Consider the following 14,687-nt stretch of genomic DNA (forward strand, 5'->3'; position numbering starts at 1 on the left):
GTTTTCCTGTTCTGAAGGGGGCGCCCACGACTGCGTTGGCGCTGTCCCACCCTAGAGGAAAAGGCAGCTCAGTGCAACCGGTTGCCAACCGTTGGCAACAAGTTGCACTGAGCCTGCCCGGACGCCAAGGGCGAGGGACCATTGGTGGCCCCTCGCCCCTTGTTACGAACCCGCCGCGATTCAGCCCTTCGGCCGCAGGTCGTAGATCCGCTTCAGCTTGCCGTTGGACCGCTCGAGGGAGCCCGGCTCCACCACGTCCACGCGGCACGAAGAACCCACATGGATCTTGATCTGCTCCTGCAAGGTGCGCGCCGCCGTCGTGCTCTGCTCAAAGGTGACGGTCTCACGGCGTTCGATCTTGACCGTCATCTGGTCCATCCGCTGGTTTTCCGGGCGGGTGAGTTCGAGCTGGAAGTGCGGGCTGAGCTCCGGGATGCGCAGGGCGATTTCCTCGATCTGCGACGGGAAGACGTTCACACCGCGGAGGATGATCATGTCATCGCTGCGGCCCGTGATGCGGCCCATCCGGCGGTGCGCTGGGCGTGCCGTGCCGGGGAGGAGGCGGGTGAGGTCCTTGGTGCGGTAGCGGATGATCGGCAGCGCTTCCTTGGTCAGGGACGTGAACACGAGTTCGCCGTGTTCGCCGTCGCGGAGCACGTTTTCCTTGCCGACTTCGGGGTTGAACGCGTCGATGATTTCCGGGCGGAAATGGTCCTCCCAGATGTGGCTGCCGTCCTGCGTCTCCACGGCCTCGCCGGCGACGCCCGGGCCCATGACCTCGGACAGGCCGTAGATATCGCACGCCTTGATGTTCATGGTCACCTCGAGCTCGTGCCGCATCTCCTCGGTCCACGGCTCCGCGCCCAGGACGGCGTACTTCAGCGAGGTGGACGTCGGATCGATGCCCATGTGCGCCATGGCGTCGGCGATGGTCAGCAGGTAGGTCGGGGTGGCCAGGATGACGTCAGGCTCGAAGTCCTGGATCAGCTGGATCTGGCGTTCTGTCTGGCCGCCGGAGATGGGGATGACGGTGCAGCCGAGCGCCTCGGCGCCGGCGTGGGCACCCAGGCCGCCGGTGAACAGTCCGTAGCCGTAGGCGTTGTGGACCTTCATGCCGGGCCGGACGCCGGAGGCGCGCAGGGAGCGGGCCACCAGTTTGGCCCAGTCGGCGAGGTCCTTTTTGGTGTACCCGACGACGGTGGGCCGGCCGGTGGTGCCGGAGCTGGCGTGGATGCGGGCTACTTCGTTCTGCGGCACGGCGAACATGCCGAACGGGTATTCCTCCCGCAGATCGTCCTTGGTGGTGAACGGGAAGTTGCCCAGGTCGCTCAGTTCGCGGAGGTCGTTCGGGTGGATGCCGGCGGCGTCGAACTTCCGCTTGTAGAGCGGCACCCGGTCGTAGGCATAGGCCACCGTGTGCTGCAGCCGGGCAAGCTGGAGGGTCTCGAGTTCGTCACGGGAAATGGATTCCTCGCGGTCCAGGACGGCGTCGGTTGCCTGGGCGGCGGCGGTCCCCTGCGTGGGGGATTCGGGGGCGTGGAGGGTCATGGTTGTCCTACTTCTTGGGGATGGTGCGGCTGCGTCCGCGGAACTCGGCGATGAGTTCACCGCGCTGTTGCGAATCGGGCTGCGGGTCGGGGTCGGCTGCGAAAATCTGAATGTCGTATAACCCGCTGCGGCCTGCGCTGGAGCGGCGGTCCGCGACGGCAGTAATCACCTGGCCGCGGTACGCCGACTTGAGGAAGTTGATGTCCACACCGGATGCAACCGTGATGGTGTCCGCCTCGGCGGGCGTGGGGTGCACCGGATTGCAGGCCAGGGCGAAGGCGGTATCGCCAAACGCGAAGATCATTCCGCCGTGCGCCATGCCAAACCCGTTCAGCATTTCCTGCCTGAGTGTCATGCGGATGGTGGCATGGCCTTCGCTGAGCGAGAGGACCTCGATGCCCATCCATATGGAGGCGTAGTCGTTTTCCAGGATGGGGTGGGTGGCCCCGGAGAGTGCTGCTTCAGCCATGCGTCATTGCCTCCAGCTTTATTTACCGAATGTTCATTAGGTAATCCCATCAGCCGGGTAGGTGTCAAGGGCCGTCCGCGTTTCCGGGCCTCCCGGCGGGCCTGCACCCGGGTGCAGGCCCGGCCTCCGCGTGCGTTCGTGCTCGGTTTGTCCGGAACTTCCTGCTCCTCCCCCCCGGGACGCTCTCTCACTTAACGCAGGTTTTTCCCAAACGCTGTCTCACTTTCTTGTAGAAAGTGAGACAGCGTTTGGGCTTTTTCTGCGTTAAGTGAGAGAGCGTCCGGCCTGGACGGGATGGGCGTTGCCCCAAGTGTGGAGCGAGGTGCAAGGATGGTTGGACCTGCACCAGCACACCAAAGGGCGGACCATGGCCAAAGGCATTTACGTCAGCGCAACCACTCCGGGCTCGGGCAAATCGCTCGTGGCCCTGGGGCTCGCCGACACCCTCCACCGGCACGCTGACCGGATCGGCTTCTTCAAACCCGTGGTCCACGGCCCAGATGCCGCCCAGGACCCCATGGTGGCGCTGATGAAAGCCCGGTTCGCGCTCGACGACGACAGGTGCCGCGGCGGATTGACGTTCGCCGAGGTGCGGGCGCTACTGGCCGAGGGCAGGCGTGCCGACATTGATGCCAGGTGCGTGGAGATTTTCGCCGAGATTTCCCGGCACTGCGACGTGGTGATCGTGGAGGGGACGGACCTCACCGGCCAGGACGCCGCGGTCGAGTTTGACCTCAACGCCCGGCTGGCCAACAACCTGGCCGCCCCCGTTGTTGCCGTGGTGGGCGCGAAGGGGCGGACCGTCGCTGAGACGGCCGCTGCCGTCGAAGTTGCCCGCAAAGAACTGGTGGCCGAGAAGTGCACGCTGCTGGCCATCATGGTGAACCGCGCCGACCCCGAACTCCTGGACGCGATCGCGGCAGAGATCAAGCCGGGTGCCTCCAACCGGCCGGTGTACGTGCTGCCTGAGCTGGAGGAGATCGCCCGCCCCACGACGGGCGAAGTGGCAGCGGCCCTGGGTGTGCGGCAGGTGGCCGGCCGGGCGGACATGGAGCGTGACGTGCGGGACATCAAGGTGGCCGCCATGAACGTGGGCCATTTCCTGAATGTGCTGGATGACGGGGCGCTGGTGATCGTTCCCGGTGACCGCGCGGACGTGATGGTGGCCTGCCTGGCGTCGTCGTTCTCACCCGAATTCCCGGTGCCCTCGGGGCTGATCCTGACCGGTGGGCTGGCCCCGGATGACAACATCTACCCGCTCCTGGCGCAGGCCCCCTTCCCCGTTTTTGCCACCACTGACGATACCTACACCACCGCCAAGCGCGTCTCCGAGGTCCGCAGCGAGATCTGGTCCGGGCACCGCCGCAAGGTGGCTTCCGCGCTGGGCCTGTGGTCAAAGCGCGTGGACGAGGCCGAGCTGGTGGAACGCCTGCACCTGCCGCGCCCCGAACGGATGACCCCGCTGCGGTTCCTGCACGACCTCATCGAACGTGCCCGGTCCCAGCGCCGGCACGTTGTCCTGCCCGAAGGCACCGACGCGAGGATCCTGCGCGCCGCGGAAATCCTGCACCGCCGCGACGTCTGCGATCTCACGGTCCTGGGCCCCGAATCGGACGTCCGGGAGCTCGCCGCGTCCCGCGGGATCGACCTGTCCGGGATCAACATCGTGGACCCGGCCACGTCCGAGCTTCGGCAGAAGTTCGCCGAAAAGTATGCGGAATTGCGGGCGCACAAGGGCGTGGACGTGCCCAAAGCCCTTGAAATCATGCAGGATGTCAGCTACTTCGGCACCATGATGGTCCAGCTGGGCGTGGTGGACGGCATGGTCTCCGGCGCCGCGCACACCACGGCGCATACCATCCGTCCCGCCCTGGAATTCGTCAAGACCCGCGAGGGCGTGAAGATCGTCTCCTCGGTGTTCCTGATGCTGATGCCGGACCGGGTGCTGGTTTATGGCGACTGCGCGGTGAACCCTGACCCCAACGTGGAGCAGCTCGCCGACATCGCGCTCGCCTCCGCCGAAACCGCCCAGCAGTTCGGCGTGGAGCCCCGGGTTGCCATGCTGTCATATTCAACAGGTGGTTCGGGCGCGGGGGAGGCCGTGGACGAGGTCCGGCAGGCCACCGAACTGGTCCGCAGCCGCCGCCCCGATCTCGCCGTCGAAGGCCCCATCCAGTACGACGCCGCCGTGGACGCCTCCATCGCGGAGTCCAAGATGCCGGGCTCCTCCGTGGCCGGGCAGGCGACCGTCTTCATCTTCCCCGACCTGAACACCGGCAACAACACCTACAAGGCGGTGCAGCAGAGCTCCGGTGCTGTCGCCGTCGGGCCTGTCCTTCAGGGACTGCGGAAGCCGGTCAACGACCTCTCCCGCGGCTGCACCGTGGAGGACATCGTGAACACCGTGGCCATCACGGCCATCCAGGCGCAGTCCCCGGCCTCCTAAGCGCTTTCCAAAGCAATGCGGGGTCACTCCACGCCCGATTTCAGTCCTTTATCGGGCGAGGAGTGACCCCGCGTTGCGGTTGAGGGCTAGCTGTTGTCCGGCTTGGCCAGGCTGTCTTTGTCCTCCTGCTTGGCGGGCTCGTCGGACAGCCCCTGCGGGGTGAGGTCCAGGTTTTCCGGGTTTTCCGGCGGCTCGGGTGCCTCGCCCACCTCCTGCGCCTTGGGGTTGCCGGTGTCGTCCAGTGCAGGGTTGGCGCCTTCGACGCCGGTGGGATCCTTGGTGCCCGAGCTGGAGCCGCTACCCGGTCCCGTCTCCGGGAGGGGCGCGGTGCTGCTGGATCCCGTGTTTGTGGGGTCGTTGTCCTCGGCTTGAGTGGTTTCGTTCGTCATTGGAATGTCCTCTCGGCGTGGGTGCAGCTTGTCCGCCGACTCTAAGCGCCCGCCGCCCCCGTCCGCAAGGAACCGGCTGCCCGCACAAGGCAACTTATAGTGGGAAGCGGTTGAACTGCGGAAGCAACGGCTCAGGAGGCCCCTCATGCTCGTGCTCGTCATCAATTCCGGCTCGTCCTCGCTCAAGTACCAGGTGCGCGACGTCGCGGCCGGCAGTGTCCTGACCGTGGGTCTGATCGAGAAGATCGGGATGGGCAACGGCGGGGACGGCGACGGCGAAATCGAGGGCCCGCGGGACCATGCGGAGGCGCTGGAGCAGGTTGACGCGGCCATCCACCAGGAACTCGGCGAGCTGGAACTGGCAGCGGTAGGACACCGGGTGGTGCACGGCGGCGAGCGGTTTGCGGAGCCGGTGCTGATCGACAACGAGATCACCCGTGCCATTGAGCGGCTGAACCCGCTGGCCCCGCTGCACAACCCTGCGAACGTGCTGGGCATCCGCGCCATCAGCAAGAAGTGGCCGGAGATGCCGCAGGTTGCCGTGTTCGATACCGCTTTCCACCGCACCCTGCCCGAACACGCCTGGCGCTACGCCGTCCCGGACGAGCTCTACACCAACCACGGCATCCGCCGCTACGGCTTCCACGGCACTTCGCACGAGTACGTCACGCACCGCGCCGCCGCGCTGCTGGGACTCCCGGTGGAAGAGTTCGACGGCGTGATCGCCCACCTGGGGAACGGCGCCTCCGTCACGGCCATCCGCGGCGGTCATTCGGTGGACACGTCCATGGGCTTCACGCCGCTTGAGGGCCTGGTGATGGGCACCCGCTCCGGCGACCTGGACCCCTCCATCCTGGTGTTCCTGGGCCGGGCCGGCTGGACCCCCGAAGACCTCGACACCATGCTCAACCGTGAATCCGGGCTCAAAGGCCTCGCCGGAAACAACGACATGCGGTCCGTGGTGGAAGCTTCCGAAGCCGGCGACGCCAGGGCCACCACTGCGCTGGCGGTCACGTCCTACCGGCTGGCCAAGTACATCGGCGGCTACCACGTGGCCGTGGGCGGCGCGAAGGCTCTCGTGTTCACCGCCGGGATCGGCGAGAACTCGCACCAGTTCCGTGCACTCGTGGCGGACAAGCTGGGTGCCCTGGGGATAAAGCTCGACGCCGGCCTGAACAGTCAGCGGTCCAAGGAACCGCGCGTGATTTCCACGCCGGAGTCCGCCATTCCGGTTTTGGTGGTGCCCACCGACGAGGAGCGCGCCATCGCGGAGGCGACTGCCGCCGTCGTCCAATCATCGGTTGCTCCGTAGGGGGTTCCCTCAGATCCAACAGAGCGGGCCTTTGTGCCCTACGTACGGTTCCGGGCCGGGCCTAGCCTGAAAATGGCAGTGCGGCGCGGCCGCCTGCAGAATTCCGGGGACCACGCCGAATTTCGGGAGGCAAACGGTGAAACCGGCAAACATAAGCATCATCGCAGGCGTAGTCCTGATGGCGGTCGGCGGGCTGTTGCTGCTGGACCTTCTCAAGGTGGTGGAGACCGCCGGTTTGGTTCCGGCGCTGATTTTCGCCGCGGTGGGGGCGGTGTTCCTGTCCGTCTTCAGCCGCAGCCGGGAGAACTGGTGGGCAGCGATCCCCGGATCGGTGTTCCTTGGCCTGGCCGCGGTGATTACCGCCGCGCAGCTCACGGACGGCCGCACGGGCGCAGCCTTCCTGTTCCTGTTCATGGCAGCCGGATTCGCCGCGGTCTATCTGCGCGAGCCGGCCAACTGGTGGGCCGTGATCCCGTGCGGGGTGATGCTGACCCTGGCGGTCATCGTGGCCCTGCCGCAGGATCTTCCGGGCATGACCGTCCCTGCTGTCCTGTTCCTGGGGCTGGCAGCAACCTTTGGTGTGCTTTCCCTTGTCCCGGTCCGGGATGCGGGGCACACCGTCCGGATGAAGTGGCCCCTGATTCCTGCTGCCGTTCTCGCGGTGATGGGAGTGATCTTCGCTCTCCAGGCAACGGTGCTGCTCATCTCCGGTGACTTCGCCGTACCGGCCGTCATGATCCTGGCGGGGATCGCCCTGCTGGTCTACGCCTACTACGCCCGGCACGACAGGCAGCACAAGGCGCCCGGAGCGTAGGCCCTGGGTTTGGTGGCCTGGGCCCGTCCCTTAGGCCCGGCCGTCAAGGCGCGTCCTTTAGGCCCGGCCTTTGAGGATCAGGTTCCAGTAGACCTGCGGGAAAACGTCCCTGTCCACCACCCAGGAGGCACGGCTCTCCTTCCACGTGGGCACCTTGGGAAGGGTGGGCATCGGCCGATAGCCGGCGTCGAACTCCGCGAACACCACAGTGGACCGGGACACCGTGAACGGGCACACCGCATAGCCGTCGTACTTTCCCTTCAGCGGTGCCCCCTTCCGTGCAGCCACGAGGTTCTTCGCAAGCACCTTGGTCTGCTTCCGCAGTGCGCCGCCGCATTTCGAGTTGGTGGTGGCGGCTGCATCGCCCAGTGACCACACGTTCGGATATCGCACATGCCGCAGGGTTTCGGCGTCCACCTGGACGAAGCCTCCATCGTCGCCCGGGGCCGGCAGGTCCGTGGCCTTGAGCCAGTCCGGCGCCGACTGCGGCGGGACCGCATTCAGGACGTCGTAGTGGAGTTCCTCAGTTGAGCCGGTGGTGCTGTCCCGGATCAGCACTGTCTGGGCAGCGGGATCCGCCGCAGTGACTTCGCTGTTGAGCCGGAGCTCGATGCCGTACGCCCCGATCTTGCGGTTCAGCTCCTCGTCCACGCCGGGCACCCCGTAAACGGTGGGGTATGGCTGGACCATCACCACGCGGATGTCCTTCAGGACTCCCTGTTCCCGCCAATAATCGCAGGCCAGATACATGGGCTTCTGCGCGGCGCCGGCGCACTTGGCCGGGCCCGACGGCATGGTGAACACTGCGGTGCCTGATTTCAGGGCGCTGAGCAGCGTCCAGGCCTTGGGGGCAAGATCGAACTCGTAATGCGACGCCCCGTGCGGAGAGTGGACAGCCGCCTCCAGGCCGGGGATCTTGTCCCAGTCCAGTTGCAGCCCGGGGCAGACCACCAGTTGGCCGTAGGTGAGCTCTCTACCGGATGCCAAAGTGACAGTGTTGGCTGCGGCATTGATGCCGGTTGCGCCGTCCCGGATCCATTCCACACCCTTGGGAATGACCGACGCCTGGGAACGGATGGCCTCAGCTGCCTTGGCCCGCCCGCCGGCGATGTGGGAGAACAGCGGCTGGTACAGGTGATGGTCCTTGGGTTCCACCACGGCGATGTCCTTGACGCCGTACCGGTGCAGGCGTGCCGCCAGGGAAATCCCTGCATTACCGCCGCCAATGATGAGCACTTCACATTGCTTTTGGCTGGACACGCGGCTAGTCCTTCTCGGTCAGGGCGGACGCCTTGTGGGCGGCGCGGGCACCGGTTTTGGCCGACTCCACCACGTATTGGGGTTCTGCCTCGCTGGCCCGGTGCTGGCTCCCGTCCAGTTCGAAATCGCTGGTTTTCTTCTCCACGATCTTCCCGTGGGTGGGCCCCTGCGGCGTGTTCCATTCCACGGACGTTCCTTTGCGTAGCGACATTCCTGCTCCTTCAGACGGATCGGACGTGAAACACAATAGTAAGCATGATTAGTTTCCGGGGTCACGGGGCAGGTGGTCACGGACGCTTTCGTTGCCAGCGGGCGCGCGCTTCAAGCCGGGGCCAAGGATCAGCGTTGACTCTCCATGCCGTTCAGATCACACTGGCGCTGAGCCTATCTGCCGGCCAAGCCGAGCCGCCACCAGGCTTTTGACGAGGAGTACCGACATGGCCGTCATAGAGGAAAGCGTCTATATCGCCCGTCCGCAGCAGGAGGTCTTCGACTTTCTGGCCAAGAGCGAGAACATCCCCATCTGGGACTCGTCCGTGATCCGTGCAGAACAGATCGGCGACGGGCCCGTGGACGTGGGGACGCAGTCAAAGGGCACGAGCAAGATCATGGGCCGACACTTCGACTGGGTCACCGAAACCACCCTTTTTGATCCGCCGAACCGGACGGCCATAGAGTCGGTCGGCGGTGACTTGAAGTTCAAGATTTCAAACACCCTGGAACCGCAGGGCGACGGGACCCGGTTCATCTACCGGATCGACGCGGACTCCGGACTTGGCGGAGTCTTCGGCAAGCTGGCGGATTCGTTGGTGGAGAAGGCCCATGCCAGGACGGTGCGGGCCAACCTCGAGACCCTGGCGGACCTCCTGGCCGAACACCCCGACATCGTTTAGCCTGCCTGCCGGGTGCGAACCGCCTGGACTTACTTCAGCCCGGCGCCCGGAAGCAGTTCGGTGGCGCCGAGCGAGTCGGCGATGAACGCGTAGTCCCACGCCCGTTCGCGCCACTGGACGTACCGGCCCGAGGCGCCGCCGTGGCCGCCGTCCATTTCGATCTTCATGACGATCGGCTCCGCACCCGTGGTGTTGTTCCGCAGCTCCTGGACCCACTTGGCCGGCTCCACGTACAGCACGCGCGTGTCGTTGAAGGACGTGACGGCCGCGATCTTGGGGTACGCCACGGCCCGCACATTCTCGTACGGCGTGTAGGACTTCATGTACTTATAGACCTCGGGGTCCGTGATGGGGTTGCCCCATTCTTCCCACTCCAGGGCGGACAGCGGAAGCTCCGGATCAAGGATGCTGGTCAGGGGGTCCACGAACGGCACCTGGGCCACCACCGCGGCGTACTTCTCCGGCGCCAGATTGGCGATGGCACCCATCAGCAGGCCGCCCGCGGACCCGCCCAGCGCGGCAATCCGCGACGGATCCACCCAGCCGGAAGTGGCCAGCCAGTCGGTGGCGTCCACAAAGTCCGTGAACGTGTTCTTCTTGGTGAGTTTCTTGCCGTCCTCATACCAGTGCCGGCCCAGCTCGCCGCCACCGCGGATGTGGGCGATCACAAACACCACGCCACGGTCCAGCAGCGAGAGCCGTGCGATGCCGAAACCGGGGTCCATGCTCAGCTCATACGAGCCGTAGCCGTAAACCAGGCCCGCCGCCGTCGAGTCCTGGTTGACGGCTTTGTGCCGCAGCACTGACAGCGGAATCCGGGTGCCGTCAGCAGCGTCCGCCCATTCGCGGGTGGCCACGTAGTCGGCGGCAGAGTAACCGCCCAGAACCGGGCTTTCCTTGCGCAGCAGCAGTTCGCCGGCAGGTTGGGCCGGCGTTGGAAGGACGAAGTCGTACACGCGCGACGGCGTGAAGTAGGACGTGTACCCCAGCCGGATCACGGGCGCTTCGTAGTCGGATCCGCCCACCCCGGCCGTGTACAGCTCTTCATCGAAGGCAGGCTCCACCGGCGCTTCCTGCGCAGGCGTGCCGAGCCCGGCAAGGCCCATCACCTGGACCCGTTCGATGGTGTCCTTGCGGATGGACACAATCAGGTGCGTGGAGGTGACGCCGGCACCGTTGACGCGGACGTCGTCGGAATGCCCGACGACGGTGTCCCAGTGCTGCTCGGCCAGCGGCTTGGTGAGCTCGGCCGGGTCAACGAGGGAAACCATGGAGTTCACGGCGTTCCGGTTGTGGGTGATGATGATGCGCTCTGCCTTCTCGCCACCGGGCCCGGTGAGCAGGAACGGCTCGGCCTCATAGAGCACGCGCTCGTCACGCGAAATCACGGTGGTGAGGGCCGCCGTTGAGTCATCGAAACGCAGCAGGCGCGTCTCGCTGTACTCGGAGCAGCCGATGCCCAGCACGAGGTGACGCCGGTCTGAGGAGAGCTCAAAGCCCAGCCACATGGCGACGTCGTCCTCCTGGTAAATCACCTCATCCTCGGTGACCGGGGTGCCCAGCACGTGGGACTTGACCCGGTACGGGCGCCAGGAGTCGTCTACCACCGTGTAGAAGATCCGCGTGCCGTCAGGGGAGAAGCTGACGCCGTAGAAGATGTTCTCGATGACGTCCGGAAGCAGCTCGCCGGTGCGCAGATCCTTGATGCGGAGCGTAAAGCGTTCGTCGCCGGAGTTGTCCACCGCGTAGGCATAGAGGTTCCCGTCCACCGTGACGGCCGAGCCGCCCACGGAGAAGAACGGCTTGCCCTCCGCCTCGATGTTGCCGTCCAGCAGCACTTCCTCACCGGGGATTTCGACGCCGGCCTCCACCGCCGGGGGAGTCCAGTCGGCCACGGGGTTGCCGGTGTCCGCAGCCCGGACACGGCACTGGATGCCGTACTCCTTGCCTTCGGCAGACCGGCTGAAGTACCACCAGCCGTCCTTCCGGTTTGGGACAGACAAGTCTGTCTCTTGGGTGCGGCCCTTGATTTCCTGGAAGATAGCCTCCCGCAGCGGCTCCTGGTGCGCGGTGACGGCCTCCTGGTAGGCGTTCTCAGCCTTCAGGTGATCCACGACCTCGGGGGATTCCTTTTCGCGCAGCCACTCGTAGTTGTCCACGAACGTATCGCCGTGGTGCGTCCGCTCGTGCGGGACCTTCTTGGCGACGGGCGGCGCAACCGGCCCGGCGGAAGCGGCGACGGCGGAATTGGCGGAATCCTGCAGCGGAGTCTGGGTCATTCCTTCAATATATAGAGCCGGACCGACAATGGCGGCTGCGTTCGCTACCGGGGGAGCCCACCCCCAACGCTCTCTCACTTCCTGTCGCCACAACGGAAACGCTCTGTCTCTCGGTTTCCGCTGCCGGGGCTCCCGCGGCCCCTGTACCGGAAAACCGCGGCTGCCGGAAGGTGAGAGAGGGTTTGGGAAAACACGGCGGAAGGTGAGAGGGGGTTTGGGAAAACCCGACGGAAAGTGCCAGAGCGTTGGGAGGGGGCGGACGACGGCGGTGCGCTGCTGCCGTCCCGCCCGTTGCCTCGTAGAGCAAAAAAGGCGGACAGGCGTATCCTGATCACGCGAAGGCGCATCCGCCCAGCGTGAGAGGGGAAGTTCAATGACCATCCCGCCAGTGCATGAACCCGAGCCGTTCCCGCCGGAACCAGGTCCTGACCCGTTTTCGCCGGATCCGACCCAGCCCGGCCACCCGGGCCCGGCCAGGCCAAGCCCGATCCCGACGCCGGAACCGCCAGGCCCCCTGCCCGTCCCGGATCCGGGGCCCGCGCCTCTCCACCCGGACCCGACGCGCAGCTGACCCGGTCCGTGCGCGGCACAGATTTCCTGTCGCCTAAAAGGCCAAACCGCGTAAAATTGAGATCGAGGCGAAGGGCGCAATGCAGCAGATTGCCGCATAACCCAAGCCTCATACAACACAGGATCGGGAGTACGGACGCTAACGTTGACTGCCTTTTGGGGCGATTAGCCATTGCGTGCACGCCACAGCGCTAAAGAGCGCACCGGCAGCAAGCGCTGCATCTCCCGTTAAGGTGGCCCCCGGCATTGCCGGGGGCCATCCCACACCGGAACATCGCGGAGTTCACCGTCGCCCGGAGCGCGGAAAGGCCCACCATGCGCCTGCTTGCTCGAAGGACGTCAAAGGTAGCTCCGGATTCAGCGGTCCGGAAGAAGCGCAGGCGCCCGTTGCGGGCGGCGGGCATCGTGGGGCTGGTCATCCTGGGGCTGATCCTCGCCTCCACGGTGATCAATCTGATCCTGGAGCCGGTGGAGAAAGCGAGCATCAAACCCTACGGTGAGCGGGTCACGGTGAGCGGCGGCGCCCTGAACGTCTACCGGAACGGGAACGGAGTCCAGCCGGTCGTCCTCCTCAGCGGCCTGGGAACCCCGGCTCCGGGCCTCGACTTCGCTCCTCTGGTCCGCGAACTCGACGGCTTCGATGTCATGGTGGTGGAGGGGTTCGGTTATGGCTACAGCGATATGGAAGCCGGTCCGCGGACCAACGAGAACATCAGCACCGAGCTCCATGAAGCGCTGGCCAAACTTCAGGTCAGGCAGCCCTACATCCTGGCGGGGCATTCCATCGCCGGCTTCTACCTGCTCGATTACGCGAACAGGTATCCGGCCGAGGTGTCTGCCGTGATCGAAATCGACGCGTCGGTACCTAAGCCGGGGAGCGACCCAGTACCGGAACCAGAGGCAGGCTTCAATTGGGGGCGGGCCCTCTCGGTCGCCGGCCTGGTCCGCACCGTCGCATGGCTGGCCCCTGACCTGGTCAACCCGGACAGTGACGCGTATACCGAGGACGAGCTGCAGCGCATGCGCCTGATGGGGAGCTGGAACTTCGGCAATGCCGCCGTGGCTGACGAAACAGCCCGGATCGCGAACAATGCCGCAGCGCTCAGGGGAGTCACCTACCCGGATGACATGCCCGTTCTGGCGTTCCTTGCCGATGACAAGTCCGGTTCGCTGGATACCAAGGCTGCGGCGACGCAAAACCTCCTGAAGAATGTTGAACGGCAGGAGATCGTCACCCTTGAAGGCGGGCATTACCTGCACTGGACCCAGGCCAAGCCGATGGCTGACGCCATCCGGGCTTTCCTGTTCCGGGGGGATTAGCCGGCCCGGACGGAGGTCCGCTCTGTTTTGGTCCGGCTAGGCCGCCTTGACGAGGGGCAGTTCGTCCCAGTGGGTGGTGTATCGGGGGGAGAGCATGTCCCGTTTCATGGACCAGTCCGGCCCGCCCCGGATGCCGGCGTGGCCGAGGCCGATGGAGCCGCGGCCGTACCGTCGGGCCACGTCTTCCAGCAGTGATCCGATGTGGCGTTCCTCGTGCGGGTTCTCGAACAGTGACAGAGGCGCCTGGTTCCCGGTGGGCCGCAGGTCCGTGACCATGATTCCGGCCCTGGCGTATTTGACGCCCTCATGGATGAGGGGCAGCAGCGCGTGCGAGGCCTTGGTGAGGATCACCGGATCCGCTGTGGGCATCGGCAGCGGAATGCACACCGACGGATAAGAGGTGTCTTTGGGGTTGAAGTGTGAGGTTCCGGCGAATGCGGTGAGGACCTTGGCCTGCAGCCCGTGTTTGGCGAGCCGTGCCGAGGCCTGCTGCCCGTACACGCTCATGACCTGCCGGATCCCGGCTGACGTGGTGATGGGGGTGGCGAAGGAACGGGAAAAGATCAGCTGGTCGCGCCCGATCCGCACCTCCTCCATGGGGATGCAGGGCGTTCCCTGCAGTTCCAGGACGGTTCGCATCATGACCACGGAGAACCTATCCCGCATCATGACCGGATCGGCGCGGCAGAGGTCAAGGATCGAAAAGATGCCCAGGACGTTCAGCCGTTTGGTGAGGCGGGTGGCCACGCCCCAGATCTCAACCACGGACAGGCGCCGCATCAGGCCTTCCCGTTCGACGGCGGGCACCGAGTCCCAGTGGCAGACCCCGCCGAAGGCACGGTTGTTCTTCGCCCACTGGTTGGCCAGCTTCGCGAGGGTTTTCGTCGTCGCGATCCCCACGCAGACCGGCACGCCCACGTTCCGGCGGACGGCGGTTTTCATTGCCCTGCCGAGGGCCAGCAGTTCGGCAGGGGTGCCTTTGACGCCGAGGAACGCCTCGTCGATGCTGTACACCTCCAGCCATGCAGAGTAGCGTCCCAGCAGTTCCATGACCCGGGCGCTGATGTCGCCGTAGAGCTCGTAGTTGCTGGAGAGGGCAACCAGCCCCCATTCCCTGGCCCTCGGGGCGAGTTTGAACCACGGTTCACCCACGCTGATGCCGAGGGCTTTTGCCTCGGGGGAGCGGGTGACCGCGCAGCCGTCGTTGTTGGACAGCACCACCACGGGCTTGCCTTCCAGCGACGGATCGAAGGCGCGCTCGGCCGAGGCGTAGAAGCAGTTCACGTCCACGTGGGCGATCTGCGGCATCCGCCGCATCATGGCCGGTTTACTCATTGCACCACCCGTGCGCGGGGCGCGGATTGTGGCCGCCGTGCCAGCCGCAGCT

The 14,687-nt window shown here is 65.7% G+C and carries 12 protein-coding genes; 5 read left to right on the forward strand and 7 right to left on the reverse strand.

The features are described 5' to 3' along the window. Window positions 1–180: 180 nt before the first annotated feature. Together paaK and AC1MCA_RS14530 are read right to left on the reverse strand one after the other, a co-directional pair. On the reverse strand, window positions 181–1,548 hold the full coding sequence (paaK, locus tag AC1MCA_RS14525) for a phenylacetate--CoA ligase PaaK (RefSeq protein WP_479798497.1): 1,368 nt from the start codon (window positions 1,546–1,548) through the stop codon (window positions 181–183). A 7-nt stretch (window positions 1,549–1,555) separates the two neighbouring features. Then, window positions 1,556–2,017 (reverse strand): hotdog fold thioesterase, encoded by a 462-nt coding sequence (locus AC1MCA_RS14530; RefSeq protein WP_479798499.1) that lies wholly within the window; start codon window positions 2,015–2,017, stop codon window positions 1,556–1,558. A gap of 367 nt (window positions 2,018–2,384) precedes the next feature. Here AC1MCA_RS14530 and pta point away from each other — a divergent pair, with 367 nt between their 5' ends. After that, window positions 2,385–4,463 (forward strand): phosphate acetyltransferase, encoded by a 2,079-nt coding sequence (pta, locus tag AC1MCA_RS14535; RefSeq protein ID WP_479803409.1) that lies wholly within the window; start codon window positions 2,385–2,387, stop codon window positions 4,461–4,463. A gap of 86 nt (window positions 4,464–4,549) precedes the next feature. On the opposite strand, the gene AC1MCA_RS14540 is transcribed toward pta, so the two are convergent. Continuing rightward, on the reverse strand, window positions 4,550–4,852 hold the full coding sequence (locus AC1MCA_RS14540) for a hypothetical protein (protein WP_479798501.1): 303 nt from the start codon (window positions 4,850–4,852) through the stop codon (window positions 4,550–4,552). 145 nt (window positions 4,853–4,997) lie between these two features. Between AC1MCA_RS14540 and AC1MCA_RS14545 the strand changes: the two genes are divergently transcribed. Both AC1MCA_RS14545 and AC1MCA_RS14550 read left to right on the forward strand, forming a co-directional pair. Next, window positions 4,998–6,164, forward strand: a complete 1,167-nt coding sequence (locus AC1MCA_RS14545; protein ID WP_479798503.1) for an acetate kinase — start codon at window positions 4,998–5,000, stop codon at window positions 6,162–6,164. A 136-nt stretch (window positions 6,165–6,300) separates the two neighbouring features. Next, on the forward strand, window positions 6,301–6,978 hold the full coding sequence (locus AC1MCA_RS14550) for a hypothetical protein (protein ID WP_479798505.1): 678 nt from the start codon (window positions 6,301–6,303) through the stop codon (window positions 6,976–6,978). 57 nt (window positions 6,979–7,035) lie between these two features. Here the strand turns inward: AC1MCA_RS14550 and AC1MCA_RS14555 are convergent, their stop codons facing one another. Both AC1MCA_RS14555 and AC1MCA_RS14560 read right to left on the reverse strand, forming a co-directional pair. Then, on the reverse strand, window positions 7,036–8,238 hold the full coding sequence (locus AC1MCA_RS14555) for an NAD(P)/FAD-dependent oxidoreductase (RefSeq protein ID WP_479798507.1): 1,203 nt from the start codon (window positions 8,236–8,238) through the stop codon (window positions 7,036–7,038). 4 nt (window positions 8,239–8,242) lie between these two features. Next, the gene (locus AC1MCA_RS14560; protein ID WP_479798510.1) at window positions 8,243–8,449 is read right to left on the reverse strand and encodes a hypervirulence associated TUDOR domain-containing protein; all 207 of its coding nucleotides are present in this window, start codon (window positions 8,447–8,449) and stop codon (window positions 8,243–8,245) included. 226 nt (window positions 8,450–8,675) lie between these two features. On the opposite strand from AC1MCA_RS14560, the gene AC1MCA_RS14565 reads away from it, so the two are divergent. Beyond that, complete coding sequence (locus AC1MCA_RS14565) at window positions 8,676–9,131, forward strand: SRPBCC family protein (RefSeq protein ID WP_479798512.1); 456 nt, start codon at window positions 8,676–8,678, stop codon at window positions 9,129–9,131. A gap of 29 nt (window positions 9,132–9,160) precedes the next feature. Here AC1MCA_RS14565 and AC1MCA_RS14570 read toward each other — a convergent pair whose 3' ends face one another. Continuing rightward, window positions 9,161–11,410 carry a S9 family peptidase gene (locus AC1MCA_RS14570; protein ID WP_479798517.1) on the reverse strand — a complete coding sequence of 750 codons (2,250 nt, stop codon included), beginning with the start codon at window positions 11,408–11,410 and terminating at the stop codon, window positions 9,161–9,163. A gap of 885 nt (window positions 11,411–12,295) precedes the next feature. Here AC1MCA_RS14570 and AC1MCA_RS14575 point away from each other — a divergent pair. Continuing rightward, window positions 12,296–13,300, forward strand: a complete 1,005-nt coding sequence (locus AC1MCA_RS14575) for an alpha/beta fold hydrolase (RefSeq protein WP_479798520.1) — start codon at window positions 12,296–12,298, stop codon at window positions 13,298–13,300. Window positions 13,301–13,336: 36 nt separating this feature from the next. Here the strand turns inward: AC1MCA_RS14575 and AC1MCA_RS14580 are convergent, their stop codons facing one another. After that, entirely contained in the window at window positions 13,337–14,635 is a 1,299-nt protein-coding gene (locus tag AC1MCA_RS14580; RefSeq protein WP_479798524.1) for a Y-family DNA polymerase, read from the reverse strand. Window positions 14,636–14,687 lie beyond the last annotated feature (52 nt).

It is taken from the genome of Arthrobacter sp. BK1 (genome assembly GCF_056680055.1).

Coding starts and splice junctions, on each gene's coding strand:
- paaK (WP_479798497.1), bottom strand. CDS start 1,548: ATGACCCTCCACGCCCCCGAATCCCCCACGCAGGGGACCGCCGCCGCC.
- AC1MCA_RS14530 (WP_479798499.1), bottom strand. CDS start 2,017: ATGGCTGAAGCAGCACTCTCCGGGGCCACCCACCCCATCCTGGAAAAC.
- pta (WP_479803409.1), top strand. CDS start 2,385: ATGGCCAAAGGCATTTACGTCAGCGCAACCACTCCGGGCTCGGGCAAA.
- AC1MCA_RS14540 (WP_479798501.1), bottom strand. CDS start 4,852: ATGACGAACGAAACCACTCAAGCCGAGGACAACGACCCCACAAACACG.
- AC1MCA_RS14545 (WP_479798503.1), top strand. CDS start 4,998: ATGCTCGTGCTCGTCATCAATTCCGGCTCGTCCTCGCTCAAGTACCAG.
- AC1MCA_RS14560 (WP_479798510.1), bottom strand. CDS start 8,449: ATGTCGCTACGCAAAGGAACGTCCGTGGAATGGAACACGCCGCAGGGG.
- AC1MCA_RS14565 (WP_479798512.1), top strand. CDS start 8,676: ATGGCCGTCATAGAGGAAAGCGTCTATATCGCCCGTCCGCAGCAGGAG.
- AC1MCA_RS14570 (WP_479798517.1), bottom strand. CDS start 11,410: ATGACCCAGACTCCGCTGCAGGATTCCGCCAATTCCGCCGTCGCCGCT.
- AC1MCA_RS14575 (WP_479798520.1), top strand. CDS start 12,296: ATGCGCCTGCTTGCTCGAAGGACGTCAAAGGTAGCTCCGGATTCAGCG.
- AC1MCA_RS14580 (WP_479798524.1), bottom strand. CDS start 14,635: ATGAGTAAACCGGCCATGATGCGGCGGATGCCGCAGATCGCCCACGTG.